The 24,615-nt window shown below is 62.2% G+C and carries 20 protein-coding genes; 10 read left to right on the forward strand and 10 right to left on the reverse strand.

The genetic code is table 11. The features are described 5' to 3' along the window. Positions 1-79 precede the first annotated feature (79 nt). A complete protein-coding gene (locus ACZ5Y5_RS15130) occupies positions 80-2,371 on the forward strand; it encodes a TonB-dependent receptor (RefSeq protein ID WP_464811327.1) in 2,292 nt (763 codons plus the stop codon). Positions 2,372-2,467: 96 nt separating this feature from the next. Here the strand turns inward: ACZ5Y5_RS15130 and ACZ5Y5_RS15135 are convergent, their stop codons facing one another. Genes ACZ5Y5_RS15135 through ACZ5Y5_RS15165 form a run of 7 tightly spaced genes read right to left on the reverse strand, consistent with a single transcriptional unit; the run spans position 2,468 to position 8,665 of the window. Then, positions 2,468-3,625 (reverse strand): LLM class flavin-dependent oxidoreductase, encoded by a 1,158-nt coding sequence (locus ACZ5Y5_RS15135; RefSeq protein WP_464811328.1) that lies wholly within the window; start codon positions 3,623-3,625, stop codon positions 2,468-2,470. A 14-nt stretch (positions 3,626-3,639) separates the two neighbouring features. Next, positions 3,640-4,593 (reverse strand): LLM class flavin-dependent oxidoreductase, encoded by a 954-nt coding sequence (locus ACZ5Y5_RS15140; protein ID WP_464811329.1) that lies wholly within the window; start codon positions 4,591-4,593, stop codon positions 3,640-3,642. Further along, on the reverse strand, positions 4,590-5,198 hold the full coding sequence (locus ACZ5Y5_RS15145; protein WP_464811330.1) for a nitroreductase family protein: 609 nt from the start codon (positions 5,196-5,198) through the stop codon (positions 4,590-4,592). The genes ACZ5Y5_RS15140 and ACZ5Y5_RS15145 overlap by 4 nt, the downstream gene beginning before the upstream one ends. Next, on the reverse strand, positions 5,198-6,052 hold the full coding sequence (locus ACZ5Y5_RS15150) for an ABC transporter ATP-binding protein (protein ID WP_464811331.1): 855 nt from the start codon (positions 6,050-6,052) through the stop codon (positions 5,198-5,200). The genes ACZ5Y5_RS15145 and ACZ5Y5_RS15150 overlap by 1 nt, the downstream gene beginning before the upstream one ends. Positions 6,053-6,066: 14 nt before the next feature. After that, entirely contained in the window at positions 6,067-6,831 is a 765-nt protein-coding gene (locus tag ACZ5Y5_RS15155) for an ABC transporter permease (protein WP_464811332.1), read from the reverse strand. After that, positions 6,828-7,622: an ABC transporter permease gene (locus ACZ5Y5_RS15160; RefSeq protein ID WP_464811333.1), complete on the reverse strand. Its 795-nt coding sequence runs from the start codon at positions 7,620-7,622 to the stop codon at positions 6,828-6,830. Before ACZ5Y5_RS15160 ends, ACZ5Y5_RS15155 begins: the two co-directional genes overlap by 4 nt. Further along, positions 7,622-8,665 carry an ABC transporter substrate-binding protein gene (locus ACZ5Y5_RS15165; protein ID WP_464811334.1) on the reverse strand — a complete coding sequence of 348 codons (1,044 nt, stop codon included), beginning with the start codon at positions 8,663-8,665 and terminating at the stop codon, positions 7,622-7,624. Before ACZ5Y5_RS15165 ends, ACZ5Y5_RS15160 begins: the two co-directional genes overlap by 1 nt. Positions 8,666-9,013: 348 nt before the next feature. On the opposite strand from ACZ5Y5_RS15165, the gene ACZ5Y5_RS15170 reads away from it, so the two are divergent. The 8 genes from ACZ5Y5_RS15170 to ACZ5Y5_RS15205 all read left to right on the forward strand — a co-directional run bounded on the left by ACZ5Y5_RS15170 (position 9,014) and on the right by ACZ5Y5_RS15205 (position 19,523). Next, positions 9,014-10,066, forward strand: a complete 1,053-nt coding sequence (locus ACZ5Y5_RS15170; RefSeq protein ID WP_464811335.1) for an ABC transporter substrate-binding protein — start codon at positions 9,014-9,016, stop codon at positions 10,064-10,066. A 98-nt stretch (positions 10,067-10,164) separates the two neighbouring features. Further along, on the forward strand, positions 10,165-11,271 hold the full coding sequence (locus ACZ5Y5_RS15175) for a sigma-54 interaction domain-containing protein (protein WP_464811336.1): 1,107 nt from the start codon (positions 10,165-10,167) through the stop codon (positions 11,269-11,271). Between the two features lie 218 nt (positions 11,272-11,489). Next, positions 11,490-12,614 carry an ABC transporter substrate-binding protein gene (locus ACZ5Y5_RS15180; protein ID WP_464811337.1) on the forward strand — a complete coding sequence of 375 codons (1,125 nt, stop codon included), beginning with the start codon at positions 11,490-11,492 and terminating at the stop codon, positions 12,612-12,614. Positions 12,615-12,625: 11 nt separating this feature from the next. Continuing rightward, on the forward strand, positions 12,626-13,369 hold the full coding sequence (locus ACZ5Y5_RS15185; RefSeq protein WP_464811338.1) for a class II aldolase/adducin family protein: 744 nt from the start codon (positions 12,626-12,628) through the stop codon (positions 13,367-13,369). Positions 13,370-13,424: 55 nt separating this feature from the next. Next, on the forward strand, positions 13,425-14,786 hold the full coding sequence (locus tag ACZ5Y5_RS15190) for an LLM class flavin-dependent oxidoreductase (protein WP_464811339.1): 1,362 nt from the start codon (positions 13,425-13,427) through the stop codon (positions 14,784-14,786). A 12-nt stretch (positions 14,787-14,798) separates the two neighbouring features. Further along, on the forward strand, positions 14,799-15,857 hold the full coding sequence (locus tag ACZ5Y5_RS15195) for an ABC transporter substrate-binding protein (protein ID WP_464811340.1): 1,059 nt from the start codon (positions 14,799-14,801) through the stop codon (positions 15,855-15,857). Positions 15,858-15,928: 71 nt separating this feature from the next. Next, positions 15,929-17,650 carry an ABC transporter ATP-binding protein gene (locus tag ACZ5Y5_RS15200; protein ID WP_464811341.1) on the forward strand — a complete coding sequence of 574 codons (1,722 nt, stop codon included), beginning with the start codon at positions 15,929-15,931 and terminating at the stop codon, positions 17,648-17,650. A 4-nt stretch (positions 17,651-17,654) separates the two neighbouring features. Next, positions 17,655-19,523 (forward strand): ABC transporter ATP-binding protein, encoded by a 1,869-nt coding sequence (locus ACZ5Y5_RS15205; RefSeq protein ID WP_464811342.1) that lies wholly within the window; start codon positions 17,655-17,657, stop codon positions 19,521-19,523. A gap of 74 nt (positions 19,524-19,597) precedes the next feature. Here the strand turns inward: ACZ5Y5_RS15205 and ACZ5Y5_RS15210 are convergent, their stop codons facing one another. From ACZ5Y5_RS15210 to ACZ5Y5_RS15220, 3 genes are all read right to left on the reverse strand, one after another. Beyond that, positions 19,598-19,750, reverse strand: a complete 153-nt coding sequence (locus ACZ5Y5_RS15210; protein WP_464811343.1) for a hypothetical protein — start codon at positions 19,748-19,750, stop codon at positions 19,598-19,600. A gap of 212 nt (positions 19,751-19,962) precedes the next feature. Then, positions 19,963-21,087, reverse strand: a complete 1,125-nt coding sequence (locus tag ACZ5Y5_RS15215) for a DUF1214 domain-containing protein (protein ID WP_464811344.1) — start codon at positions 21,085-21,087, stop codon at positions 19,963-19,965. A gap of 214 nt (positions 21,088-21,301) precedes the next feature. Beyond that, positions 21,302-22,168: a helix-turn-helix domain-containing protein gene (locus tag ACZ5Y5_RS15220; RefSeq protein WP_464811345.1), complete on the reverse strand. Its 867-nt coding sequence runs from the start codon at positions 22,166-22,168 to the stop codon at positions 21,302-21,304. A 306-nt stretch (positions 22,169-22,474) separates the two neighbouring features. Between ACZ5Y5_RS15220 and ACZ5Y5_RS15225 the strand changes: the two genes are divergently transcribed. After that, complete coding sequence (locus ACZ5Y5_RS15225) at positions 22,475-24,577, forward strand: TonB-dependent receptor (RefSeq protein ID WP_464811346.1); 2,103 nt, start codon at positions 22,475-22,477, stop codon at positions 24,575-24,577. Positions 24,578-24,615: the final 38 nt, after the last annotated feature.

Below are 24,615 nucleotides of genomic sequence, written 5' to 3' on the forward strand. Positions count from 1 at the left end.
CTTGTCCAGACCTATCCACTCGTCCCGAACCCGTCGCATCTTTGGCGCCAGTGCCTTCGCCCTGTTGGCAGCAGGGCAGATGCCGGCCGCTCTCGCGAACGAAGCCACCGCGCCTGCGGACAGCAACATTCCGGCTGATGTTGCCGACGCCGATTCCGGTGCCGGCATCGTTGTAACAGCACAGCGCCGGGAAGAGCGTCTGCAGGATGTGCCCGTCGCCGTCACCGCCTTTGACAAAGACCTCTTCTCGGTGGGAGGTCTCGGCCGCTCTGCGAACGAAGTGCTGAACTATGTGCCCAATGCGTCGGCCGGCACGCAGCAACATGGCCGCCCGCGCTGGTGGATCCGCGGCGTGGGGGCCGGGCAACAACAGCTCGACCTCGCCAATCCGGTCGGTTTCTATCTCGACGATGTCTACATCAGCAACTCGAGCGCGACCGGTCTGCCGCTGTTCGACCTGGAGCGCGTGGAAGTGCTGCGCGGGCCGCAGGGCACGCTCTGGGGCAAGAACACAACCGGCGGTGCGATCAACGTCATTTCCAAGCGGCCCTCGCTCAATGGCCAGGACGACAGCTATGTGAAGCTGGAATATGGCAGCTACGATAACAAGATCGCCGAGGGCGGCGTGGGCACGACTTTGGTCGATGACAAGCTGGCGGCGCGCGTCTCGTTCCGCTTTGACGACCGTGGCGGACGCTTCGACAATCTCTACACCGGGAACAAGTCGAACGCGATCAAAGACAATTTGATCCGGGGCCAGTTGCTCGCCAAGCCGACCGACAATCTGCAGGCGCTGCTGAGCGTTCATTATCGGGATTATGACACCAACGGCACCTATTGGACGACCGCCAGCTATCTGCCCAGTGGCGTGGTCCGCAACGGCTATGCGCCGTCAACCGACATCAACGACATCAGCACCAACGCGCCTGAATATAGCCGCAACAAGCAGTTCGGCGGGTCGCTGCATGTGGACTGGGATCTCGGTCCGGCGGCGCTGACATGGATCGCGGGCTACGAACGGTTCAAGACGCGCGGCGCGGGCGACACCGACTATACGCCGCTGGAAATCTCGCGCAGCTTCACGGAGGCGCGAACCAGTCAGTGGACACAGGAATTGCGGCTGGCATCGACCGGCGAGAGCCGGCTGAGCTGGATCGTGGGCGCTTTCTATTTCAACGAGAAGATCCGTTCCAACGCCTTCTCTGCAACGCTGCCTCAGAGCGCCGTTCCGGCTCAGCAAATCACCCCAATCGGCCCCGCCGCCGCCTTCAGTAACACGGCCTACAATCACAAGGCGGAAAGCGGTGCTGTGTTCGGCAGCACGACCTTCCGCTTCACGGACGCGCTCAAGCTGACGCTGGGTGGCCGGTGGACGCGTGAGACGAAAACGCTGGACCTCGTTCGCCGTGCGTCGCAGGCATCCTCTGTGCAAGGGGCGGTGACTAGCTGGAGTAACTATGCACAGTGGTGGAACAGCTACACCGGCACCTATGGCCCGATCGGATCTGTCGGCAGTAACTTTGCCGGCAATCTGAAGCGCACCTGGGACGCTTTCACCTATGATTTGACACCGTCGTGGAACATCGATCGCAACAACCTTGTCTACGCCAAATTCTCGCATGGCGTAAAGTCGGGCGGGTTCAACACCGCCGCGACGCTGGCCGTCGCGCTGACGGCTGTCGAACCGGAAAAGCTCGATGCCTATGAGATCGGCTACAAATCGACCTGGTTTGACGGTCTGCTGACCTTCAACGCCACCGCCTTCCATTATGACTATAAGAATGTGCAGGTGAATGTCGTTGGCCCCAACCCTGGGGCGGTTGGCGGGGCGACCGTTTCCTACCTCCAAAATGCGGCGAAGGCGAAGGTCGATGGCGCGGAATTCGAGCTTGGGCTGACGCCAACCGAAGGATTGAAGTTCAACGCGGCCCTGGGTCTGCTGGATACGGAATATACGAAGTTCATTGTCCAGAACGACACGAGGAGCTTGGCCGGCAACCGCTTCGTGCGATCGCCCAAAGTCACGTTGAATGTCGGTGGTTCCTACAAGTTCGCCCTGGCGGACCTCGGCTCGCTCGAACTGGCGGCGGATGCGCGCTATCAGTCGCGCCAATTCTACTATGTAACGCCGCAGGACCCGGTGAGCCGCTCCTATCTTCAGCAGAAGCCGTTCACCGTGACTAATCTGCGTGCCACATACACGACGCCGAACGAGAAGCTGAGCGTTACGGGCTTCATCAACAATCTGTTCGACGTTCGCTACCTCAACCACTCGCTTCCGGCGGCGAACGCGGCGCAGAACATCACGGGCGACACGGTGGCATGGGCCGATCCGCGCACGGCGGGCGTGGCTGCGCTGTTCCGCTTCTGAATAAGAGGAGGCCGGGGTCCCCGGCCTCCTCTCCAATAAGAAAAGGGCGCCGGGCAAGTTTCCCGGCGCCCTTTTCTTGTCAAACTGGCGGCTGGTTTACTCTGCCGCCGCCAGCAATGCGGGTGCCTGACGGCCGAGCAGCGGCAGCACCTCTTCTCCAACACGATAGGCTTCTTCAAGGTGGGGCGTAGCGGCGAGGATAAAGGCGTCCGTTCCGCGGGCGATAAGATCGTCGAGGCGCGCTGCGCACTGCTCATAGCTGCCGACGATGCCGAGCGCCGGGCCGCCCCGCAGCAGGTTGAAGCCACCCCACAAGTTAGGCGCAACAATCAACTCATCATAGCGCCGGGCCTCGGTGGGCCTGAGGGCCGCCTGTCGGGCCGCGCCGACCGAGTCCGTCGCCTGCCCGCGCCAGCGCTGGCGGGTCCCGTCACTCACGTTGTTGAAGCCCTTTTCGATATCGGCCCAAGCCTCCTCTTCGGTAGCACGGGCCACCAGATCGACGCGCACCGCGCATTTCTGCTCGCCGCCAAGCGCCGCCGTACGCTCCTTCACCCGCGCGAACTTGTCGCCCAACTGATCGAACGGCTCCAACCAGGAAAGATAATAGGCGGCATGTTTCGCCGCCGTTAGGAGAGCTGCTTCCGACGAACCGGAGAACCAGATTTCGGGAAACTCTTCACCTTGAAGGACCGGCGCCAACCCGCCGGAGCGCAGCTGGTAGAAGTTTCCATCATAAGAGAAGTCGGATGAATCCCAAATCCCCTTGAAGATATCCAGAAACTCGCTCGTCCGGCCGTAGCGGTCGTCATGGGCGAAACTGTCGCCCCACCAGAGCTGGGCCGGGCCGCCACCTCCGGTAATGATGTTGAACAACAGCCGCCCGCCCGTCGCCCGCTGCAGGCTCGCAGCCATGCGCGCTGTATGAACAGGATTGCCGAATCCCGGCTGAAACGCGATCATGAAGCGGAAGCTCTTAGTCTCCCGCGCGAGCAGCGATGAGATGACCCACGGATCGTCGGTATTAGGGAAGGACGGTATCAGCCCGCCCTGAAAGCCGACGCTCTCCGCCGCCTGCGCGATTGCCGCGAGATGGTCGATATAGGTGAAGGCGTCGGGCTCACCCGCACGATCGAGGCCTGGCGCGATATTACCGGACTTGAGCGGCGACCAGTCACCTCGTTCATAGCCGCTGGTCTGGATGCTATTATGGCAGCCATGCGTCGGCAGGCGCCAATAGAAGTCGATGGACATGGAAGTGGTCTCCTTCAGGCGGCGGCGCGCGCGTCGCCGGTCAGCGCGCGCAGGCGGGGCAGAAGATGCTGGCCGATGCGATAGGCTTCCTCCAGCGAAGGCCCTGCTTCCAGCACCAGTTCGCTTATACCGGCCTGAACGATCGCGGCGAGTTGTTCAGCCGCCTCCTCGTAGCTGGCGACGAGCGTACCAGGCGCGAGATCGCGGCCTCTTGCATCGCGCTCGGCACTCACCTTGTCTTCACGTACCAGCAGTGGCTGGATCAGACCCGCGCTAATGCGCCCACCCGCCAGCGCCTTGAGCCGCGCGACACCATGGAAAAGCGCGTCGGTGGGAGCCGGCTGAAAGAGATGGACATCGGCATGACGCGCCGAAAGCGCCAGCGCCTGCTCGCCCTCTCCCTGCAGGAAGACGCGCGGAAAAGGCACGCGGTTGAGCGGGGCGTCGAAGCCGCCATTCTCCACCTCGAAATGCGCGCCCTTATAACTGAAGGGGCGCTGCAGATGGATGCCACGGGCCACGGTCAAAAATTCATCAAGCCGCTGCCCCAGATCATCTTCGTCCACGAAATCGGCCTCGGCCTCGCGGGACGCCGGTTCAGCGTCTGGCGCGATCGCCCAGCCAAGCCGACCGTGGGTCGATCGCTGAAAGGTCGTCGCCTGCTTGGCCGCATAGACCGCCGATCCCACCGAAGCTGTAAATTCCGGCACGACGGTCAGGCGTGGCACCGCGCGAGCGACGATGGCGGCAATGATGCGACTTTCGTCGGCCTCGATGCGGTGGCGCACGAACAAACCGTCATAGGCGGTCTGCGCGGCAGCTTGAGCGACCTGGAGATAATAGTCGAAGCGGTTCTGCTGGATCACGCGACGGTCACGAGCAAGCGCAGGCAAAGGCTGCCGGTTGCGCGGGTCAGAACGCTGCGGGTCGGCGGCGGGGTCGAGGCGCCAATAGATATTCAGTGTCACGCCGCGTCCCTTTCCCCTGCGAAGGCCGGGCTATCGAGCGTTCCGGCGAAGACGGTTTCATCGAGCGGGCGGCGGCCGTTGGGCTCTTCGCTGCCGTGAAATTCAGGGTCCAGCCCTTCGAGTTCCCCCTTGCGGCCAAGTGCAATGATGGCCTCGATCGAAAAATCCTGCGGGATGTTCAGGCGCTCACGCGCGGCCTCGCGATCGAAGCCCCCGATGCCGTGCGTGTGCCACCCCAATAGCAGCGCCTGATGCGCGAAGTTCGCCCAGGCCGCCCCCGCATCGAAACTGTGTGAACTGTTGGGCACCCGCTCGCCGCGCCGCTCGAGTTCGCGCGCGGAAAGGATCAGAATCAGCGCGGACGCCTTCGACGCCCAGAGCCGGTTGCGCGGCATCAGCAGGCCAAGATAGGTTTCCCACCAGGCATCGCCCGGTCGCGTGACCAGAAAACGCCACGGCTGCGCATTCATGCCCGAGGGCGCCCATCTCGCCGCTTCAAAGGCCGTCCGCAGCACGGTGTCCGGTACGGCTTCGCCGGTGAAGCTGCGCGGCGACCAGCGGTTGGTGAAAAGCGGGTCGATTGGATGGTCTGCAATACGGCTCATCAGCGGGCCTCTCTGCTAGGCAAGTGAACGAGATTGTCGGCGGTTAGTGCGGCGTCCGCGCCTGATGTGAGTTCAGCCAGGATCTCGTCCTTCAGCCGGTGCAGCAGCGGCGCGCGGCGGTCGCGCGGATGCGGCAGGTCGACCTCCACGATGCGGCGGATGCGGCCAGGGTTGGGCGACATCACGATGACCCGGTCGCCCAGATACAGCGCTTCCTCCACATCATGCGTCACCATCACCATGGTCGAGCGCTGCGCCATCCATATGCGTTGCAGTTCGTTCTGCACATGAACGCGGGTCAACGCGTCGAGCGCGCCAAGCGGTTCGTCCAGCAGTAGTAGCTTGGGTTCCGTCACCAGAGCGCGGGCGATGGCAGCGCGCTGGGCCATGCCGCCCGACAACTGGTGCGGATAGGCTTTCTCGAAGCCCTTGAGGTTAACCAGCGCGATATGGTCGGCGACGATCTGCGCGCGGCGCGCCTTAGGCGTTTCGGTGTTGAGCAGCGCCAACTCGACATTCTGCTCCAGCGTCATCCATGGGAACAGCCTGTGGTCCTGGAACACGATGCCGCGATCCAGGCTGGTGGTGGCGATGCGGCCGCCGTCCAGCCGCAGTTCGCCGCTATAGTCGGTGTCAAGGCCAGCGATCAGGCGCAGCAGCGTGGACTTGCCGCAGCCCGATGCGCCGACGATGCTGACGAATTCGCCGGGGCGGACGTCGAGATTGATGTTGTCGAGGATCTTGCGCGCCTGGCCGCCGATGTCGAAGCTCTTGTCGAGGCCGCTGACAGTCAGCGCGCCTCGGCTGGAGGTGGCGGGGGCACGCTCTTCGCGGGCATGGGGATGGGGGCTCATGCCGTTTCTCCGGATCATGACTGGGATGGTTGCCAACGCAGCAGAGACTGGCGCAGGCGGCGGAATAATTGGTTTATGAGGAAGCCCAGAACGGCGGTGACGCTGATCACCACGAGCATGATGTCGAGCCGCTGTTGCACCTGCGCAGTCTGCATTGCCACGCCGAGGCCGGAGCCTGCGCCGGTGAGCAGTTCTGATCCGATGGTGGATATCCAGGCAAAGGCCAGCGCCTGCGTTATGCCAGTCAGCACCAGCGGCATGGCGGCGGGCATTAGGATAAGGCGGATGCGCTGAAGCGTGGTGAAGCGGTAGATGCTGCCCAATTCAAGGTAGCGCCGCTCGACCTGTGCCACGCCTGCATGGCTGTTCAGCATAGACGGGAAGAAGGCGGACATGGCGACGACGATCAGTTCCGTCCCCTCGCCCACTCCAAACCACAGGCCGATTAGCGGCAGCCAGCCGATCATCGGCACCTGTCGTAACGCGTGGAGCAGCGGCCCGAGCAACCGGTCAATCGGCTTCCAGATGCCCATGGCGATACCCGCCGCGACGCCCAGAGGAGCGCCGACGGCCAGGCCGGTGAAGGCGCGTTGCAGCGTCGCCAGTGTGTCGCGTGCGAGATCGCCGCTGCGCAGCAGCTCGGCGAGGGCCGAGGCAACGGCGGCTGGCGACGTGAAGGTCGCCTTGTGGGCGCTTGCTTGCCACAACAGGATCAGGAGCAGCGGGGCTATAAGACCGATGGCGAGCCGCACCGGCCAGCGGGAAAGTTGTGCGCTCATGCGGTCCTCCACCGGGTGGCCCGACTTTCGATCCAGCGCGCGCCGCGATCCAGGAGGAAGCCGATGAGCCCGCTGACCACGACGCCCGCCAGCACGACGTCGATCTGGAACAGCTGCCGGCCCATTTCCATCATCTGGCCGATGCCGCTGTCGGCAGCGAGCAGTTCGGCCGCGACGAGCACGACCCAGGCGCGGGTGAGCGAAATGCGCAGCCCTGTCAGAACGGCGGGCACGGTGGCGGGCAGCAGGATGCGACCGATCAGCTGATGCAAGCGCAGACGGTAGACTCTGGCAACGTCGAACCAATTGCGGGGTACGCTCCTGATGCCGTCGAAAGTCGCGAGAGCCATCGGGAAGAAGGCGGCGATCGCCACCACCGCGATCTTGAAAGGCTCGTCAATGCCGAGGAACATGACCATCAGCGGTACGAAGGCGATGACGGGCACCTGCCATATGGTGTGGAAGAGGGGCGAGAGCGCCGCTTCGATCAGTCGCGACAAGGCAAGCGCGGCGCCGAACGCCATGCCCGCGCTCGCCCCGATGGCGAAGCCCACGAGCAGCCGATAAAGGCTGTCGCCGACATGTCGCTGCAACTCGCCCGATGCGGCCATCTCGATCAGCGCCCTGGCAACACCGCTGGGCGGCACCAGCACCTGCGGCGGAAAGAGACCGCTGGCGCAGGCAAGCTGCCATAGGCCGAGCAGCAGCGCCGGGGCAATGAAGGCCGCCAGAGGCACATGCCTCCGTCGAGATTCGATGGGTGCGGACACGGTGAGAGTTTGGCTGACCATCAGCTTCGCGCCTCATGCGCCCAGAACTGTTCCAGCTTCAGGTCCTTCAGCGCCTTGTCGACGAAGCGTTCGTCGATCAGCGCGTCGGCATCCACCTTGTTGCGGATCAGGCCGCGCTCCAGCGCATAGTCGGCAACCGAGCGATAATGCGTGCGCACGGCAGGATTGAACACGGGCGAGAAACGCTCGCGCCAAGGGATGCCGCTATTAGCGTAATCCTTGGCCACGATCTCCTCTGGCAGGGCGCCCCGCGCAGCGTTGCGGATGACTTCGCCCTTGTTCGCTTCGTCCGATGACCAGGCAGCTGCGCGGACGAAGGCATCGACGACCAGCTGCGTCAAATCAGGATGCGCATCGACGAAATCCGCTCGGCCGAACAGTTCGGCGCGCATCTTCCAGTCGGCCGGCGCATCCCTCGTTGACCAGATTACCCGGCCGATGCCCTTCTGTTCGACCAGCAGCCCGTCGGACAGTAGCACGGCGGCATCCACGCTGCCGGACTCCAGTGCGGCCGGCGTGGCCGAGGGATTGATGTTGACGATCCTGAAATCGCTGAGCTTCAAGCCGCTGCTATCGACCAGCTTGGAGAAGGGAAGCTCCCACGGGCGTCCCCGATGCAGCGCAATGCGCTTGCCCTTCAGATCCGCGACGCTCTTTGCCGCAAGTCCCTTGCGCACGACGATATAGACGTCCTGCCCTTGGCCGACCGGCGCGACAACCTTCAACGGCACGCCGCCCGCAACTGCGATGGCAGCGGGAAAGTCGCCATAAGAGGCGAAGTCGATCCGCTTGCCCGAAAAGCCTTCGTTGATGAGCGGTCCGCCAACTGCCGTCGAGACGGGCGTGAAGACAAGCTTCACCCCCTTCTTGGCCAGTTGATCCTTGAGCCAGCCTTGCTGGATGACCACGCCATTGAGGCCATTGAATACCTGCTTGCCCTGATAGGGGTAAGCGATCGAAGCTATGGTCAGGGTCTTGACCGCCTCGCCGCCTGTTGCACCGCCCGATCCTCCGCAGCCGGCCAGCAGGGCGCAGCCCAGCATGGCCATGATCAAGGCCAGAACTTGACGGCATCGGGAAAGGAAGGACGCGCTATACTGATAGGCCACTCTGCAAGGCTCCGTACTGCAAACCGGGTTTGTCGAAGGCTCATGCATGTCGTGTGCCAAGCGATCATTCGCGCGGTTCTGCGCGAGTCCAGCGAAGCCTTAGGTATCCCGCTGCTGATTTCGACACAGGAGCAGCCGGTCCATTGCGCCAAATGAAGCGGCCATTGCCGCTTACGACACTGTTCCGGCTGCCCGAGAGGTGCATCGTCCATCTGGCACGCCCCTTGCGATGCCATTCGACCTATGGTGGAACTGGGGCGATCCCCGCGTGGAGAAAAGAGGATGTCGAACAGCGTCGCGCATCGGGACGGACGAGCCGGTCTTGATAGCATATGGGTGACGCGCTGTCCTGTGCCCGCCGCGTCCGGCGTCGCCTGTGCCAAGGGCTGGATGGCGGATGCCTTTGGCCAGGAGGGCATCAGCGTCAGGCGCGTGCTGGAACTCGGCCTGAACCTGGTGGCCAGCGATCCCGAAAACCAGGCCCGGCACCTCTTCCGCGAGGGTGGCAATATCCAGGCGCTGGCAGCGCGCGCGTTAGGAGCCCCAACACGCGTCATCGGCCTTACCTGGATCGACGAAAGACAGGCCATCATGGTCCGGCCCGATGTCGGCGTGCTTGATCCTGCCGACCTCAAGGGGCTGCGCTTCGCCCTGCCGGGTTATGGCCGCACTCGTGGCGAGAGTATCGCACGCGGCATGGCGCTGCACGGAATTAAGAGCGCGCTGGCGCTCGGCGGGTTGACGCTCGATGATGTCCAGATGACCGAAATTCCTGCTCCTCCCGTGGAACAGGCAAGTGTCGAGGGCATGCGGCGGCTGTGGCTTGGCCTTGAGTGGCTCGCCTCCAGGCGGGTTGACGCGGTCTATGTGAAGGGCGCCGCCGGTGCCGAGGCCGCACAGCGGCTAGGGCTGGAGGTAGGCATCGACCTTGACGCCTATCCCAGTCGCCTCGCGCGCGTGAACAACGGCACACCACGCCCCATCGTCGTCCACCAGCACATGATTGATCACCATCCCCAACTGGTCGAACGGTTTCTGGAACAAAGCCTGCGTGCAGCCGACTGGGCGGCCTCCCACCCCGCCGAACTCAATACGATCATCGCGCAGGAAACGTTGTCGGGCATTGATGGCGTGGAAGCCGCCTATCGCAACAATTTCCACCGTTCGCTGCACCCGGACCTGTCCGACGAGCGGGTAGAGATGCTGAAAATCCAGGCTAGATTCCTCTGGCTCCATGGCTTTCTGGAGCAACCGGTGGAAGTTGAAGAGTGGATCTGCTCCGAACCTCTAAGGGCCGTGCTGGAGCGCCGCGCGGAACTGGCTACCTCCCTCTGAACACCCCGCTGATAGCTCAGCTAGTCGGCCGACTTAATTTTCTACTAAATTAGAAGACAATTAATTGCTATCTTGCGGCCGCCAGAGATGGAGGAAGCATGAAGAACAGTTCGCAAAGCCGGGTCGATGATGGCGCTAAGGTCGGCTTGGTTTCCGCCACCAATGGCGACGGCAGGCCCTTGCTGGCTTATGATTGCGACCAGCATCATGCGGTGGGGCCGCGGGCCCGCGCGCTGATCTTCAACGACCCGCGTTCGCGCGCACTACTGCCGCTGATCGAACGAATCGCGCCTAGCGACGCCAATGTGCTGATCATGGGCGAAACCGGGACGGGCAAGGAACTGGTCGCGCGTTACGTCCACAGCCTCAGCAACCGCGCGCATACGCCATTCGTGGCGGTCAACTGCGGCGCCTTTTCCGAATCGCTGATCGAAGGCGAGTTGTTCGGCTATGAAAAGGGTGCCTTCACCGGCGCCAATGTCGCCCGCCCGGGCTGGTTCGAAGCGGCCAATGGCGGGACGCTCTTTCTGGATGAATTGGGCGACCTCTCGTTGCCGCTACAAGTGAAGCTGCTTCGTGTGCTGCAGGAACGGGAAGTCGTTCGGCTGGGGTCCCGGAAGGCGGTTCCCCTCAACGTTCGTGTAATCGCCGCCACCAACGTCGAACTGCAGCAGGCGGTGAACGAAGGCCGTTTCCGATCCGACCTGTTCTACCGCCTTCAGGTTGTGTCTATCCCTCTGTTGCCTTTGCGCGAACGGCGTGCCGACATACTCCCGCTCGCCCGCCACTTCCTTGAGATATATGGCACGCGCGCCGGTGTCAGCCGTCTGGAACTGAGCGCCGCTGCAGAAGAAGCCCTGTTTCAGCACGGTTGGCCTGGCAATATCCGCGAACTGGAAAACGCCATTCACCGCGGCACGCTGATCTGTGAGGAAGGTCGCATCCAGCCTGCCGATCTCGGGCTCGGGGAAGTGGCGGGAACTGCGGAGTCGAGCGGTGATGGTACTTCGCTGGAGGAAGCGGTACGCCCGTTCATTGGACGGCTGCTGAAGGGTGAGCATGACCAGTTGCTCGACAGGCTGGTGGCCTTCACGGTGACTGAAGCATTCCGCGAGTGCGGGGAGAACCAGATCAAGACGGCCGAGGTGCTGGGCATCACGCGCAATGTCGTGCGGACGCATCTGAAGAATCTCGATCTGATCTGAAGGTTGAAACGCCTCCTCGTCATCTCGGCCACAGCTGGGATGACGTTGTTTGCGCTGCGACCCTTCACTTCCGCGTCGCTTCCGCTGCAAATGCAACAGCGCCGCTGCTCAATAAGCCGCAGCCGCGTTATCCATCGACGCGCCGCCCCCCCCGAAATTCCGCCATTTTCTGGATTGGCACAGCTCTTGCGTTTTCCTCCGGACAACCAACCGGAGACATGCCAGCCGTGCCAACCCAGCCCAACAGCACCGCCATAAAGGCCGACCAGCCCGACGAAATCTGGTTCACCCGCTGCCCCGTGCCGACCGCTACGGGCATCGCTTACAAGCTGGGCTGGCTGACCGAGAGTTTCGAAGCGGACGGCATCGCCCTCAAGACCTTGCAGGAGTCCGGATCCGAGCTCGGCCGCCACCATTATGACCACCGGCTGCCGACGCTGATCCGCGAGGGCGGCAACATGCTGGCGATCGCCGCCCGCGCGCAGGGAGAACCGACCAAGCTTATCGGCCTCACCTGGATCGAGGAAAGCCAGTTGATCCTCGCTCGCCCGGACTCCGGCATCCGCACTGCCGCCGATCTCAAGGGTAAGCGGCTCGCCCTGCCCGACTGGAGCCACAACGATATTCCCAGCCATGTGCGCGGCACCAGTATCGCGCGTGGCATGTCACTGGCGGGCTACAAAGGCGTACTGGCGTCGGCTGGGCTCACGTTCGATGACGTGGACCTGATCGAAACGCCTGACCGGCTCCGTAACATCAGCGGCAGCGGGCGCGACCTGCTTCCGCGCGGGGAAGGTCGGCGCAGCGGCGTCGGCCGACTCTGGCCGATCGAGGCGCTGGTGGAAGGCAAGGTCGATGCCATCTATGTCAAGGGCGCGGCTGCGCTCGACCAGGCACGTGAAAATGGTCTGGTGGTTGCGATCGACCTCGACGGCCTGCCCGATCCGCGTTTTCGCGTGAACAATGGCACGCCGCGGCCGATCACCGTGCACCAGAGCCTGATCGACAATCATTTCGACCTGCTGGTCCGCTTCCTCGCCGTAACATTGCGGGCGGCAGACTGGGTGGCGGAGCAGCCCGATCGCCTGCGGGACATCTTGGCCTATGAAACCGACGGCAGCGCAGCGGCCGTCGATCAGGCCTACGCCAAGTTGCACGAAGGGCTCCTTCCGACGCTGGATGCGGAACGGCTGGCCCTCTTCGAGCAACAAAAGAAATTCCTGTTCACCCACGGCTTCCTCGACGCGGATTTCGCGCTGTCCGACTGGATCGATCCGCGCCCGCTCGAAGCCGCCCGCGCCTTCAACGAACAGCGTCCCGCACCGGTCGCCATCCCCGCCTGAAAGGAAACATCATGTCTGACGTCAACGGACTTTCGAAAGCTACGATCGACTTCGTGCTGCAAACGGAGAAGGACGCGCGCCGCGCCTTCCGCGTCTTGCGCGAAACCCGCACCATTTCTGCCAGCGGCACCTTGTTCTTCGCCGTCCGCGTGCCTGATGAAGAGAAGATCATCACGCTGAACTATGCTGGGCTGTGGGAAGACGATCCGGATCAGGCCGTCACCAGCGTGATCGGCTTCGACGGGACGCTTTATTGGGGCAACGCCCCGGGCGGCGCGGCCCGTTATCTCAAGATCTTCAAGAAATATCCCGATTTTCAAGCGATCAGCCACGTTCACACGCCCCATCTGGGCGCTTATTCGCAGGCCCATTCGGAACTGCCGCTGCTCTATGTGCCCAACCGTCGCTTCCGCTTCACCGCGCAGCTGCCGGTCTACATCAACCGCCGCCAGCCGGAGCCGGACTTCATCCTCGATTCCATCGAGCAGGACCGGGAAGTTCCCGGCATCGTAGAAGCCAATGGCGGCGCGACGATCTGGAGCTGGAAGGGGTTGCGCGACCTCACCAACAATATCGTGCTGCTGGAGGAAGGCGCACAGTTCCAGATTCTTGCAGCGGCGCTCGGCGGCTCCAAGCCCTTCGGCCCCGGTGTTCTGGAGCAGCAGTGGAAGATGGGCAAGCTGGTGCCGCCCGAAGCGCGCGTCGATGACGACGGCACGATCCACCTACCCGAAACGGCGCAAGCCGCTGAATGACCATGATGGCCGGCGCTTCCCCGCGCCGGTCACCTCCTGACCCGGAGCATTTTCCATGTCCCAAAAGAAGCGCCAGCTCGCGCTTGCCGTATTCCTCACCCGCCACGGCCATCATCCTGGTGCATGGCGCCAGCCGAGTACGGCCGAAACCGGCAAGCCGGATTTCCGCTATTGGGCCGACCTCGTCCGCACCGCCGAGCGCGGCAAGCTGGACGCCGCCTTCTTCGCCGATTTCGTGGGACAAAGCGGCGACAGCACCAAAGGCATAGCGCGCCGCCACGCCTTCCTTGATTTCGAACCGCTGACCGCGACGGCCGCTCTGGCCAGCATTACCAGTCATATTGGCCTGGTCGCGACAGTGAACACCAATTTCGAACAGCCCTATGCGCTGGCCCGACGCTTCGCCTCGCTCGATCACATCAGCGGCGGTCGAATAGGCTGGAACATCGTATCGTCGCTGGCCGACGGCGCGGCGAAAAGCTTCGGCATCGAGCAGCCCGCCAGCCATGCCGAACGCTACGAGCGCGCCCACGATTTTGTCGAACTGGCCAAAGCGCTGTGGAACAGCTGGGAAGACGACGCCTTCGAGGGCGCGGACAAGGAAAGCGGCATCTATCTGAACGCCGACGCGGTCCACCCGGTCCACTACCGCGGCCCCTATTACGGCATCGACAGCGTGCTGGACATGCCTCGACCGATCCAGGGTTATCCAGTCTTCGCGCAGGCCGGCAATTCGGAAGTCGGCCGCGATTTCGCCGCCCGACATGCCGAGATGATCTACGCCGCCGCCCAGTTCATCGAAGATGCGCAGGCCTTCTACAAGGATGTGAAGGCGCGCGTCGCCAGCTATGGCCGCAATCCCGATACGCTCAAGGTCATGCCCGGCCTCTCCTTCACGATCGGCTCCAGCTTGCAGGAGGCACAGGACAAGTTCGGCGCACTGGAGGAGAAGGTCGATTTCTCCGGCGACCTCAACCTCATGGGCCAGGATGTCAGCGCCTATCCGCTCGACGGCCCGTTGCCCGATCTGCCTGAGCCTGAGAATGGCAAAGGCCGCTGGCGGCAACTCACAGCGCTGGCGCGGCGCGAGAATCTCACCATTCGCCAGCTCTTCCTGCGCTTCAACGCCGTGAGAGGGCACCGGGTGGTGTTGGGTACACCCGCCGACATCGCCGACCAGATTCAGGACTGGTTCGAGCGCGATGCCGCCGACGGCTTCAACCTCATCCCGCCGCTATTGCCCAGTTCGCTGGAAGATTTCGTCAATCTGGTGGTGCCCGAGCTGCAGCGGCGCGGCCTGTTCCGCACCGAATATGAAGGCGTGACGCTGCGCCGACATCTGAACCTCCCGCGTCCCGCCAATCCCAACGCCCGGACGGTTTCAGCCGAAGCCCCCCTCCTCGAAGCCGCACAATAAAGGAACAGACGCATGAGCCAGAAACTCGACACCCTTTGGTACACTCGCTGTCCGGTGCCGACCGGCCTTGGCATCGCCATCCAGCAGGGTTGGCTGGAAGACGCCTTTCGGACGCAGGGCACCAGCCTGTCCTCGCTGCTCGAATCCAGCGACTTCTCCAAGCGGGAGTCCCACTTCTCGCATACGGTGCAGAACAGCGTCCGGCATGGCGGCAACATCCCCGCGATCAGCGCGCGAGCGCGAGGCCGCGATACCCGCGTAATCGGCCTTTCCTGGGCGGACGAGACCCAGTTGATCCTCGCCAGCCTGGAGTCTGGCATCAAGACGGTGCGTGACCTCAAGGGCCGCCGCTTCGGCCTGCCGAACTGGAAGAATGTGGAGATCGACTTTTCGCGCGCCCAAGCCATTCGCGGCTTGGAAAACGCGCTACGGCTCGAAGGTCTGGAAGTGTCCCACGTCGAACTGATCGACCAGGATATCGACACCCATTATAGCGACGGTCAGGCCCAGAGCGTCGGCGGCACGCTGGCGTGGAACGGGCGCAGCACCAGCCGGGCGCGTGCGAACAACCTGGAACTCATCGCCCTGCTGCGCGGCGAAGTCGATGCGATCTTCCTCAAAGGCGCGAGCGGTGCGCAGATCGCGCATCAGTTCGGCCTGACCACCGTGATCGATACCGGCATCCACCCCGATCCGCTGGTCCGATCCAACAACGGCACGCCGCGCACGCTCGCTGTGGACGGCCATCTGATCGACAATCATTTCGACGCCGCCGTCACCATCGTAGAGCAGGTCCTGCGCGCCGAGCATTGGGCGCAATCCCACGCCTCCGAGGTGCGACGCTACCTCGCGCGGGAAACCAATAGCAGCGAATATTGGGTGAGCATCGCCTATGGCGAAGATGCGCAGACGAAGCTGAAAACCGACCTTGCCGAACGTTCGGTCACCGCGATCCAGGACTTCACCAACTTCCTGCACCGCTGGAACTTCATTCCGCAGAGCTTTGACGTGCGCGACTGGATTGACGCGCGCCCGCTCGAAGCGGCACGTTCGCTCGCTTTGGCGAGCTGACCGCCACCATGGGGGAAAGGGGATTATTGCGCCGCAGCCCGTTGCTGCGCTGCCTTGCCATTTATGGCGAGATGCCCAGGCGCTTTCTGTTGACCGCCGTCCTGCTCGCGGCGGTCAACATCGCGCTGGTGGCGCAGCAGGTACTCGTCGGCCATGCGGTGCAAGAGGCGCAGCATGGCAAGCTGGTGATCGCCAGTTCCAGTGGGCTTGATTATGGCCGCACCTGGTTCTGGGTCATGCTGTTGCTCGGCCTGTCGCTCGGCCGAGCGGCGGTTCAATATGGCGCAGGGCTGCTCTCCCTCTCTATCGGCCAGCAGTTGCTGACGATCTTGCGGGCGCGCATCCTGACGCAGATTCAGCGGCTCGACCTTGCCTATCACTGGCGCCATGGCGTCGGCGAGATGGTGACCCGCATGACGCGCGACGCCGACAAGGTGCGCGACGCCCTTATCAACTTCTGGCGGCAGATTTTCGAAACGGGCCTGATAGTCGCCATCTCCCTTGCCCTGCTGTTCCTCTATTCGCCTTGGCTCGCGCTGGTTCCCGCGATCCTGCTGGCGATCGGCATAACTCTTCTCTGGTCGGAAGCCGACGCACTGGTAACGCTCGATCGTCGCATCGGGGACGCCTATGACGCGGTGACGCAGGACCTGTCGGAAGGCGTCAATGGCGTCCGCGTCATCAAGGCGTTCTCCTTGGGCGAAGCGCGTGCAGAACGCTTCCGCCGTCATGTTGATCTGTTCCGCGCCGAAGCACGCGCCGCGATCCGCTATGCCTCGCGCCACGTACCGTTGCCGCAGACGATCATCGCGCTATCTCATGCCTGGGTGCTGGGATTTGGGGCCTGGATGGTCGCGCAGAGCAGCTTGGGACTAGGCTCGCTGGTCGCGGCGATGCTTGTGGTGAACACGCTCGTTCTGCGGATCGAAGGGATCGGTCGGCTGCTTCAGGTTATTGCCGATGCGCGTGCGTCAGCCGCTCGAATATGGGAGGTGCTCGACGCAGAGCCGGTGATCCGCTCGGGCACGCAGCCCCTGCCCCCTGGTCCGCTGGGGGTTCGCCTGCGTAACCTGTCCGCCTCCCCGTTGGGCGATGGCGCTACTGTGCTGCGCGATCTGAGCCTCTCGGTCCAGCCGGGCGAGGTCGTCGCGCTGGTGGGCGCGACGGGATCGGGCAAGAGCATTCTCACGGCGCTTCTCCCCCGCTTGGTCGAAGTGGATGAGGGTGCGGTCGAGATTGGTTCTGATGAAGCGGGCTGGCAGGATGTGCGGGCAACGGACTTGCGCGACCTGCGCCGCCGCGTCCATGTGTTACCGCAGGAAAGCTTTCTCTTTTCCGATACGCTGGCTGCCAATCTGCGGCTGTGTGCGCCCGACGCCACTGAGACGCAGCTGCGCGAGGCGCTGGACAATGCCGCCGCTGGAGAACTGCTCGAACGACTGAGCGAAGGGCTGGACACCCGCGTTGGGGATCGCGGCGCGACCCTCTCTGGCGGCCAGCGCCAGCGCGTCTGCCTTGCCCGAGCCTTGCTGGCGGATGCCGACATCGTCGTGCTGGATGACGCGACCAGCGCGCTCGACGCCCGCACTGAACGGCGCGCGATTGACAATATCCGCGCCCTGCGAAGCGGCCGCACGCGGCCGCTCACAATGTTGATCGTAGCGAGCCGCCTGTCGACTGCCCTGATTGCAGATCGTGTTGCTGTGCTCGGTGAGGGCCGGATTATTGCGCAGGGCACGCCAGAACATCTGGCGAAGAACAGCGCGTCCTATCGCGCCTTGATGGGACTTTGAGGTCATGAATGCATTTCGCGGCGACAGCGCCCTTTCCGACATCGAACTCGAGGAAAAATTCTCGAAGCGCAGCTTGAATCAGAGCGTTACTACCCGCCTGCTCCCGCTCGTGGCGCCCGTATGGCGGCCGATCGCAGCGGTGATCGGGATCGAAATGGTGCAGGTGCTAGCCATCTTCGCGCGACCAATGCTGATTGGGCTGGTCGTTGACCGCGGGCTGCGCGAGACAGGCGTGGACGCACCCCTGATCGCCTGGGCATGCGCGGGTCTTGCGGCGACATGGGGTCTGCGCTTCATCCTCGGGGGGCTGTCCCAATATTGGGCCGGCGTCGCCGCCATTCGCCTTCTCAACGATTTGCGCACGCGAGTCTTTGCACATGTCCAGCGCCTTGGCGTGGGCTATTTCGACCGTACCAAGGCGGGCCGCATCATCGCCCGCGCGGACCGGGACGTCGACACTCTGGAGCCGCTCCTTATCCAGGGGCCGCCCGAATTTCTCTCGGCCGTGCTGCGCCTCTGCCTTTCGGGCTTCCTTCTCTGGCTCATCGCCCCGGCTCTTCTGGCCGGCCTCGCCGCAGTGGTGCCGGTACTGATCCTCGCCACCATCCTCTTCAAACGTGTGGCGCAGCGAAGCTGGGCCAGAGTCGCGGAAAATCGCAGCCGCTTCACTGCTCATCTGGTCGAAACTGTGGCGGCCGTCCGCCTGATCAAGCAATCCGGGCGGGACCAGGAAAATCTCGCGAAATATCAGGGGCTGCTCGAAGACTTCAACTCCTCGCTGATCTTCGGCTCGATCCGATCCGGATGGTTCGCACCGTTCACCGGCCTGTTGACGACCGCCGGCCTGGCGATGACGCTTATCATCGGCGGTCGCGGGCTGGCCTTGGGTACACTTACCCTCGGAGAGCTAACGCAAAGCCTGTTCTACGTCTTCCTCTTCCTCGCCCCGCTACAAGAGTTCAGCGACCTGTTCGAGCGCTTTGCCAATGGGACTGCCTGTGCCCAGCGCATCTTCCTGCTGCTGGATACCGAACCGGAAATTTCGGATGTCGCCGCCGCGCTCAATCCCCCTCTTGTCGAGGGTCATATCGAGTTTCGAAATGTTACATTCGGCTATCATCCGGACCGGCCGGTCATCCGTCGCCTGAACCTCACGATCGAACCGGGCGAATTGCTGGCGATTGTTGGACCTACCGGGCATGGCAAAAGTACGCTGGTGCAACTGCTCACCCGCTTCTATGATGTGGATGCCGGTGCGGTCTTTTTGGACGGCCAGGACATCAGGAACTTCGCTGAACGAAGCCTGCGCAGCCACATCGGCGTCGTTCTGCAGGACAATGTGCTGTTCGGCGGCACCGTGCTGGACAACCTGCGCCTCGCCAAGCCGGATGCGTCCGATGAAGATCTGATCGCTGCATCAAAGCAAATCGGCGCCCATGAAGTGCTGAGCGCCCTTCCCCATGCATATGCGACGCAGGTCGGGCCACTCGGTAGCCAGTTGAGCCAGGGGCAACGCCAGCTGGTCTGCCTTGTACGCGCCTACTTGGCCGACCCCTCCGTTCTGGTGCTGGACGAAGCGACCTCCGCAATCGACGTGAGTACCGAGCGAAGGATCCAGCAAGCACTGCGCGTACTATGCGAAGGTCGAACCGCCTTAGTCATCGCGCACAGGCTGGAAACAATCCGATCGGCGCACCGGATAGCCGTCATTGAAAATGGGCAGGTGGCCGAGGTGGGATCGCATTCTGCACTGATTGCAAAGGGCGGACATTATGCAGCGCTGCATGAGAGCTATGAAAGGGCTGCGAGTTTGGATCACGCCGACTCTGCCCAATATGACGATTTACCTACTGCATCACGCGCGGCCTTATGATCTTCGACCGGCGTGTGCGAAAAGCGGGCCATCTTAAAATGCCTACCCCGGTCCCCCGGATGTTCTTATACACCTCAAGTGCCGCTGGTGGGATGGACCAAGGTTTCCAACGTCTGGGCCGCGTCTGCTCGACATAAATAGCCTTCCATCATTTCCAGATCCTCGCGCGTTGCGCGGACGGCGGCCATGGCGGCGGCGGCAGGCTTTATCATGGAGCGGACGTCCATCATCTCTCCCGGGCTTGCCCTCCGGAAAAAGTCCATGAGCATCGGCCGCCCCTCCACCCGTCGACAGATTCGATGCACCATCCTCACACCCCTTTGGCCGCGGTCAGCGAAACCTAGGAGCCCGGGCCTATATGGAGGGTGACGATGCCCTTGGCTGACCAGGACAAGACGAAGCCCTCACTTCCGGGGCGGCAACAGCTTACTCAATGAGATTAGCCGAGAGACACGACCCGGCATTCGGGCGTCGGATGCTGATCAGTATCGATCCAGCGCCAGAGCGCCGTGCCCGATCGGTGGCCGGCGAGGTCAATCCAGTTGCCATAGCCCGGGTCTCGATCCGCACAGACGACGATCACGCGTCCATCCGGCTCGTACCTAGCTTGCGCGCTGTTAACCCAAACCTTCTGGTGGACATGATCGAGCGATTCCATCCACCAGTTGTCGAGCTGGAAGTTCCACATCCGGCACTGCTTCGGCGGCATCACCTCCAACTCCAATGCCTCACCCGGCTTCAGATCGAAATAGATGTGGCCGTACCAGATTTTTGGATCGCCACCCGCACGATACCAGGTCGACTGGTCCTTCCCGTCATAAATCCTGTTAGGCTGCGTTTTGAACCATCCCGACCAGTCGGCGAACGTGTTGGCCGTCCCGCTGACCCACGCGGCTGTCGCGTTCAACTGCTCAGTGATCGCTTCGGGCGTCAGCAGCGCCTTTGCGGTCGGCCCACCGATCCGCTCCACATTGATCTCGGCAGGGACCTGCGCCGCCTTGTCCTCAAACGTCTGACGGATGATCACCAGGGTCGAGTCATTGGCCAAGGGAAGCCAGTTGCCTGGCTTTTTCGTGGCGCTCGCGATGATCTCGAAACTACCGTCAGGACCAAGATCGATGTCAGCGAACTCGATCTCGCCGGTCGACTGCATCGTTCCATCGACTGCGTAACGGTTCGCCTTGCTGCCTATGCTGAGATAGGGAACAGTGCCGCGCTTGCCCCAGATACGATAGTCACGATCGCCGCTTACCACGATCTGCTGATAAATGTTGTCGGGATTATCTGCGCCGATCTTGATCGCATCGTCGCACAGGAGAAAAAGCCGAGGGAAATCAGGGTCTGAGGAATCCACCAGCATATTAAGCGCGGTACGCGTCAGTCGGGACAGGTAGCGCAGTCCCTCGGCCTGATCGAGCGCATTCTTCGGCGCGCCGTCCCGCGATAGGATCCTACCGGCTTGAGCGAGTTTGGCGCAGAAATCTTGCCAGACATGTTCCAAAGATTCAGCTTCTTCCGGCTCTTTCTCATGCGATCGCACAAGGGCGTCTGTTGCATTTGTCATGGTGTCGCTCTCCATTGAAGGCTTACATCATCCTCTCGCCCTGTCGCTCAGGCAATGCACCCGCGACGAACATGCGCGTCTCACGACATTATGCGCGCCTCGCAGCCTCAACCGGGCTGAAGCATTCGCCTTGCAGCTACCGCGATATAGAGATGCCGGACGATGAGAGGAGTGTCAGGACCAACCGACCGGGGCTGCGTTAGAGCAGAGACTGCTATCCCACGCGCGCGGGATAAGGTTGGGGCACATCGCCTGAGCGCCGTCGCTGGCGATAAGCGTTGGGGCTCATGCCAAGCACGCGGCGAAAGGCGGCGGCAAAGGCCGACGCGCTGGCGAAGCGCAGCTCCGCGGCGATCTGGCCGATTGGCAAATCATTGCGGGTTAGCAGCGTGCAAGCGCGATCGATCCGCAATGCGGCCATGTAGGCTGCAATGGATTGGCCCGTGCTTTGGCGGAATGCCCGCATTGCATGGCCGGTGCTGACACCGCACAGCCGCGCGATGTCGCCAACGCCGCTGTCCCAGTTACCGGCCCGAAGATGATCGTCGATTCGGCGAATCTGCCATGGCGCGAAACCGCCTTTATGCAGTCGCGACGGTTTACCCGCCATAGCACGTTCAAGCTCGCCTGCGATCACCAGGCCCAAGCCTTCGACGATAGCCTGGCTGCCGAAGCCTGGAGCGAGCGTCTCCTGCGCAATTCGGCGGAGACTGGAAGCGACCACGCCGTTGCGCATATCGATGCAACCGCTGAGCATCGCGGGATCGGCTCGCAGCGCCACCCGCTCCGGCAAGCGGCAATGCAACATGAGTCGCGCTGGCATTGCTTCAGCCTGAACACGCAGAGGAAATCCCGCGGGAACCGCCACTACCGCGCCCAAGGGCGCATCGCCACAATGCCATTCGTGCGTAAGGAAACGCCCTCTCGAACCGTTCGGCTCTGGCGACATCCATAAACCCAACGTCGTCTGTTGACCACAATGCGTCCGGTCCAGCCGTTCTACGCTGGGATGTTCGGCAACTGCCGCCCACACGCCGCCTGCCTCGATGTCGCTTAATATGTGCCAGTCGTCTGTCTGCATGGTGCAGGCCATTTCTTGTCAAGGCAATCCAGCCGTTAAGTGCAAGGGCCGACCTCAGGGACGGTCGCGGGGCAACCGTCCAGACTGTCGATCGCCACATCACCCTCCGACCCACGATAGCACGCTATCGACAACGCTAGTATTTTTTGTCGCTATATGTCTATGGTTTTAGTAGAGCTTTGCGCTTGAGGTCCATGCGGGTTTGACAACGGGGTAAATATGATACGTAAATTCAGATACTTAAGCGTTAAAACCTTTATCCTTCTGAGCGTTGCGCCCATTCCAGCGTTCGCTCAGGATGTGCCAGTGAACGAAAGCCCTTCGACATCCGGTCTAACAGACATCATCGTGACGGCCGAACGACGGCAGCAGAATGTCCAGGATATTCCGATATCCATCACCGCCTTCGATACGCGAGTGCTGGAAACGAAAAGGATAACCGGGATAGCCGACCTTCTGGGCGCTGTTCCTAATGTGCAGTTGACCCCCTTTCCCAACGTCGCCACCAGCCAGCGCATCTTCATTCGCGGTGTCGGCAATGTGAACGACCAGATCACGCAGGACCCAAGCGTTGCGGTCTATGTTGATGGCATTTATTCCGCCCGTATCCAGGGGCAGGCAACAGAAGTAGCCGAACTGGAACGCGTGGAGGTGCTGCGTGGGCCGCAGGGTTCGCTTTATGGCCGCAATGCTACCGGCGGAGCGATCAACTTCATTACGCGGTCGCCGCAGTTCGGCAAATTTTCCGCCAGTCAGCGTGTGAGCGCAGGAAATTACGACCTGTTTGAAGCACGTACCTTCGTCAATATACCCGTAGCCGAGCGGCTGGCGGCGCAACTCTCCTACTATCATTCGCAGCGTGACGGCTTTGTCGAAAATCTTGGCACAGGCGCCCCGCGCTTTGGCGACCAGCGGCGAGACGCCTATCGCGCCGCGCTACGCTGGCAGCCGATCGATGGTCTGGACATACGTTACAGTTATGATCGGAGCGACGTTGGGGACACGGCACCTTATGCATTGGTCCCAGTTGGCTTTTATCCCCTCAAGGCTGATCGGCCCAGCCAATCGTCGCCCTTCGTCACCAACCTTCAACGCAATGACATCACCGCTCAGGGGCATAGCCTTATCGTAAGCGCCGATGTGACCGACAGCTTACAGATCAAGAGCCTGACTGGCTATCGAAAGCTCGATACCCAGTATAATCAGAACAACGCTCCCGGTCTGTTCGGCCCCTTCCCGGCAAACCGCAACCAGTTCTTCCAGAAACAGGATCAGTTTTCCGAGGAAATTCAGGCCATAGGAGAGATTGCCGGGAAGCAGATTCAATATGTCGCGGGGCTATTCTATTTTGAAGAATCGGCGACCAATTACGACACATCGCGCCAGTATAATTTTAACGCCGCCAACCCAGGCCTCAACTTTGTCGAGCGCAATGTCGACGCCAACAATAAGGCCTATGCCGCCTACGCCCAACTGACCTACAGCCCTGACGCCCTGAACGGGCTGCATGTCACGGTTGGCGGCCGCTATTCCTACGACAGGCGCAAAGGCAGTTTCCAGCGCAGCGTCACGCCTGCCAGTGGGCCGCAGGTGGTCGGTCCTTTTGGCGAAGGACGTCGCACATCAAAGGATTTCAGCCCGAACGTCACGATCGCCTATGACTTTTCTCGCGACGTCAACGTCTATGCAAAGGTGGTAAGCGGGTACAAGACCGGCGGGTTCAACGTGAATGCCTCGGCCCTTGCCAAATTCATCGAAGGCTTTGGACCTGAAGACGTTCTGTCCTATGAAGCGGGCCTCAAGTCGGAATGGCTTGATCGCGCCCTGCGGTTCAATCTGGCGGCTTTCCACATGGACTATAAGGATATCCAGGTCGGGGTCCCGGATACGCTGAACCCATCGCTGGTGGATATCATCAATGCAGGAAAGGCGCGAATTCGCGGCTTTGAGCTGGATCTGACGGCGCTGCCTGCGCCTGGCCTGACGTTTACGGCGAGCTACGGCTATCTGGACGCCCGTTTCACCCGCGTCGTCAATGCAGCCGGAGCCAACATCGCCTCCCGCTTCCCATTCGTTCAGGCTCCGAAACATACGCTTTCCACCGCCATCAATTATGATTTCGGCGCCACCAGTATCGGCACCCCAAGCGTCAACGTGAGTTACTCCTATGTGGACAAGCAGTTCAGCCAGCCGGGCGACGCGCGCTATATCATTCCCAGCTATGGCCTGCTCGACGCCAAGCTCACCCTGTCGGACATTCCTGTGAGGCCGGTGGCGGCGAAGCTGTCGCTCTGGGGCAAGAACCTGACCGATGCGGAATATTACATCACCCACGCGAATTTCTTCGCCCCCGGGGCACAGTTCGGCACGCCCCGTACCTACGGCGTTGATCTGACGGTGAGTTTCTGAAGCGTCCCGCCAACGATAATCTGATGAATAGGAAGAGT

The organism is Sphingobium sp. TomTYG65 (assembly GCF_055395525.1).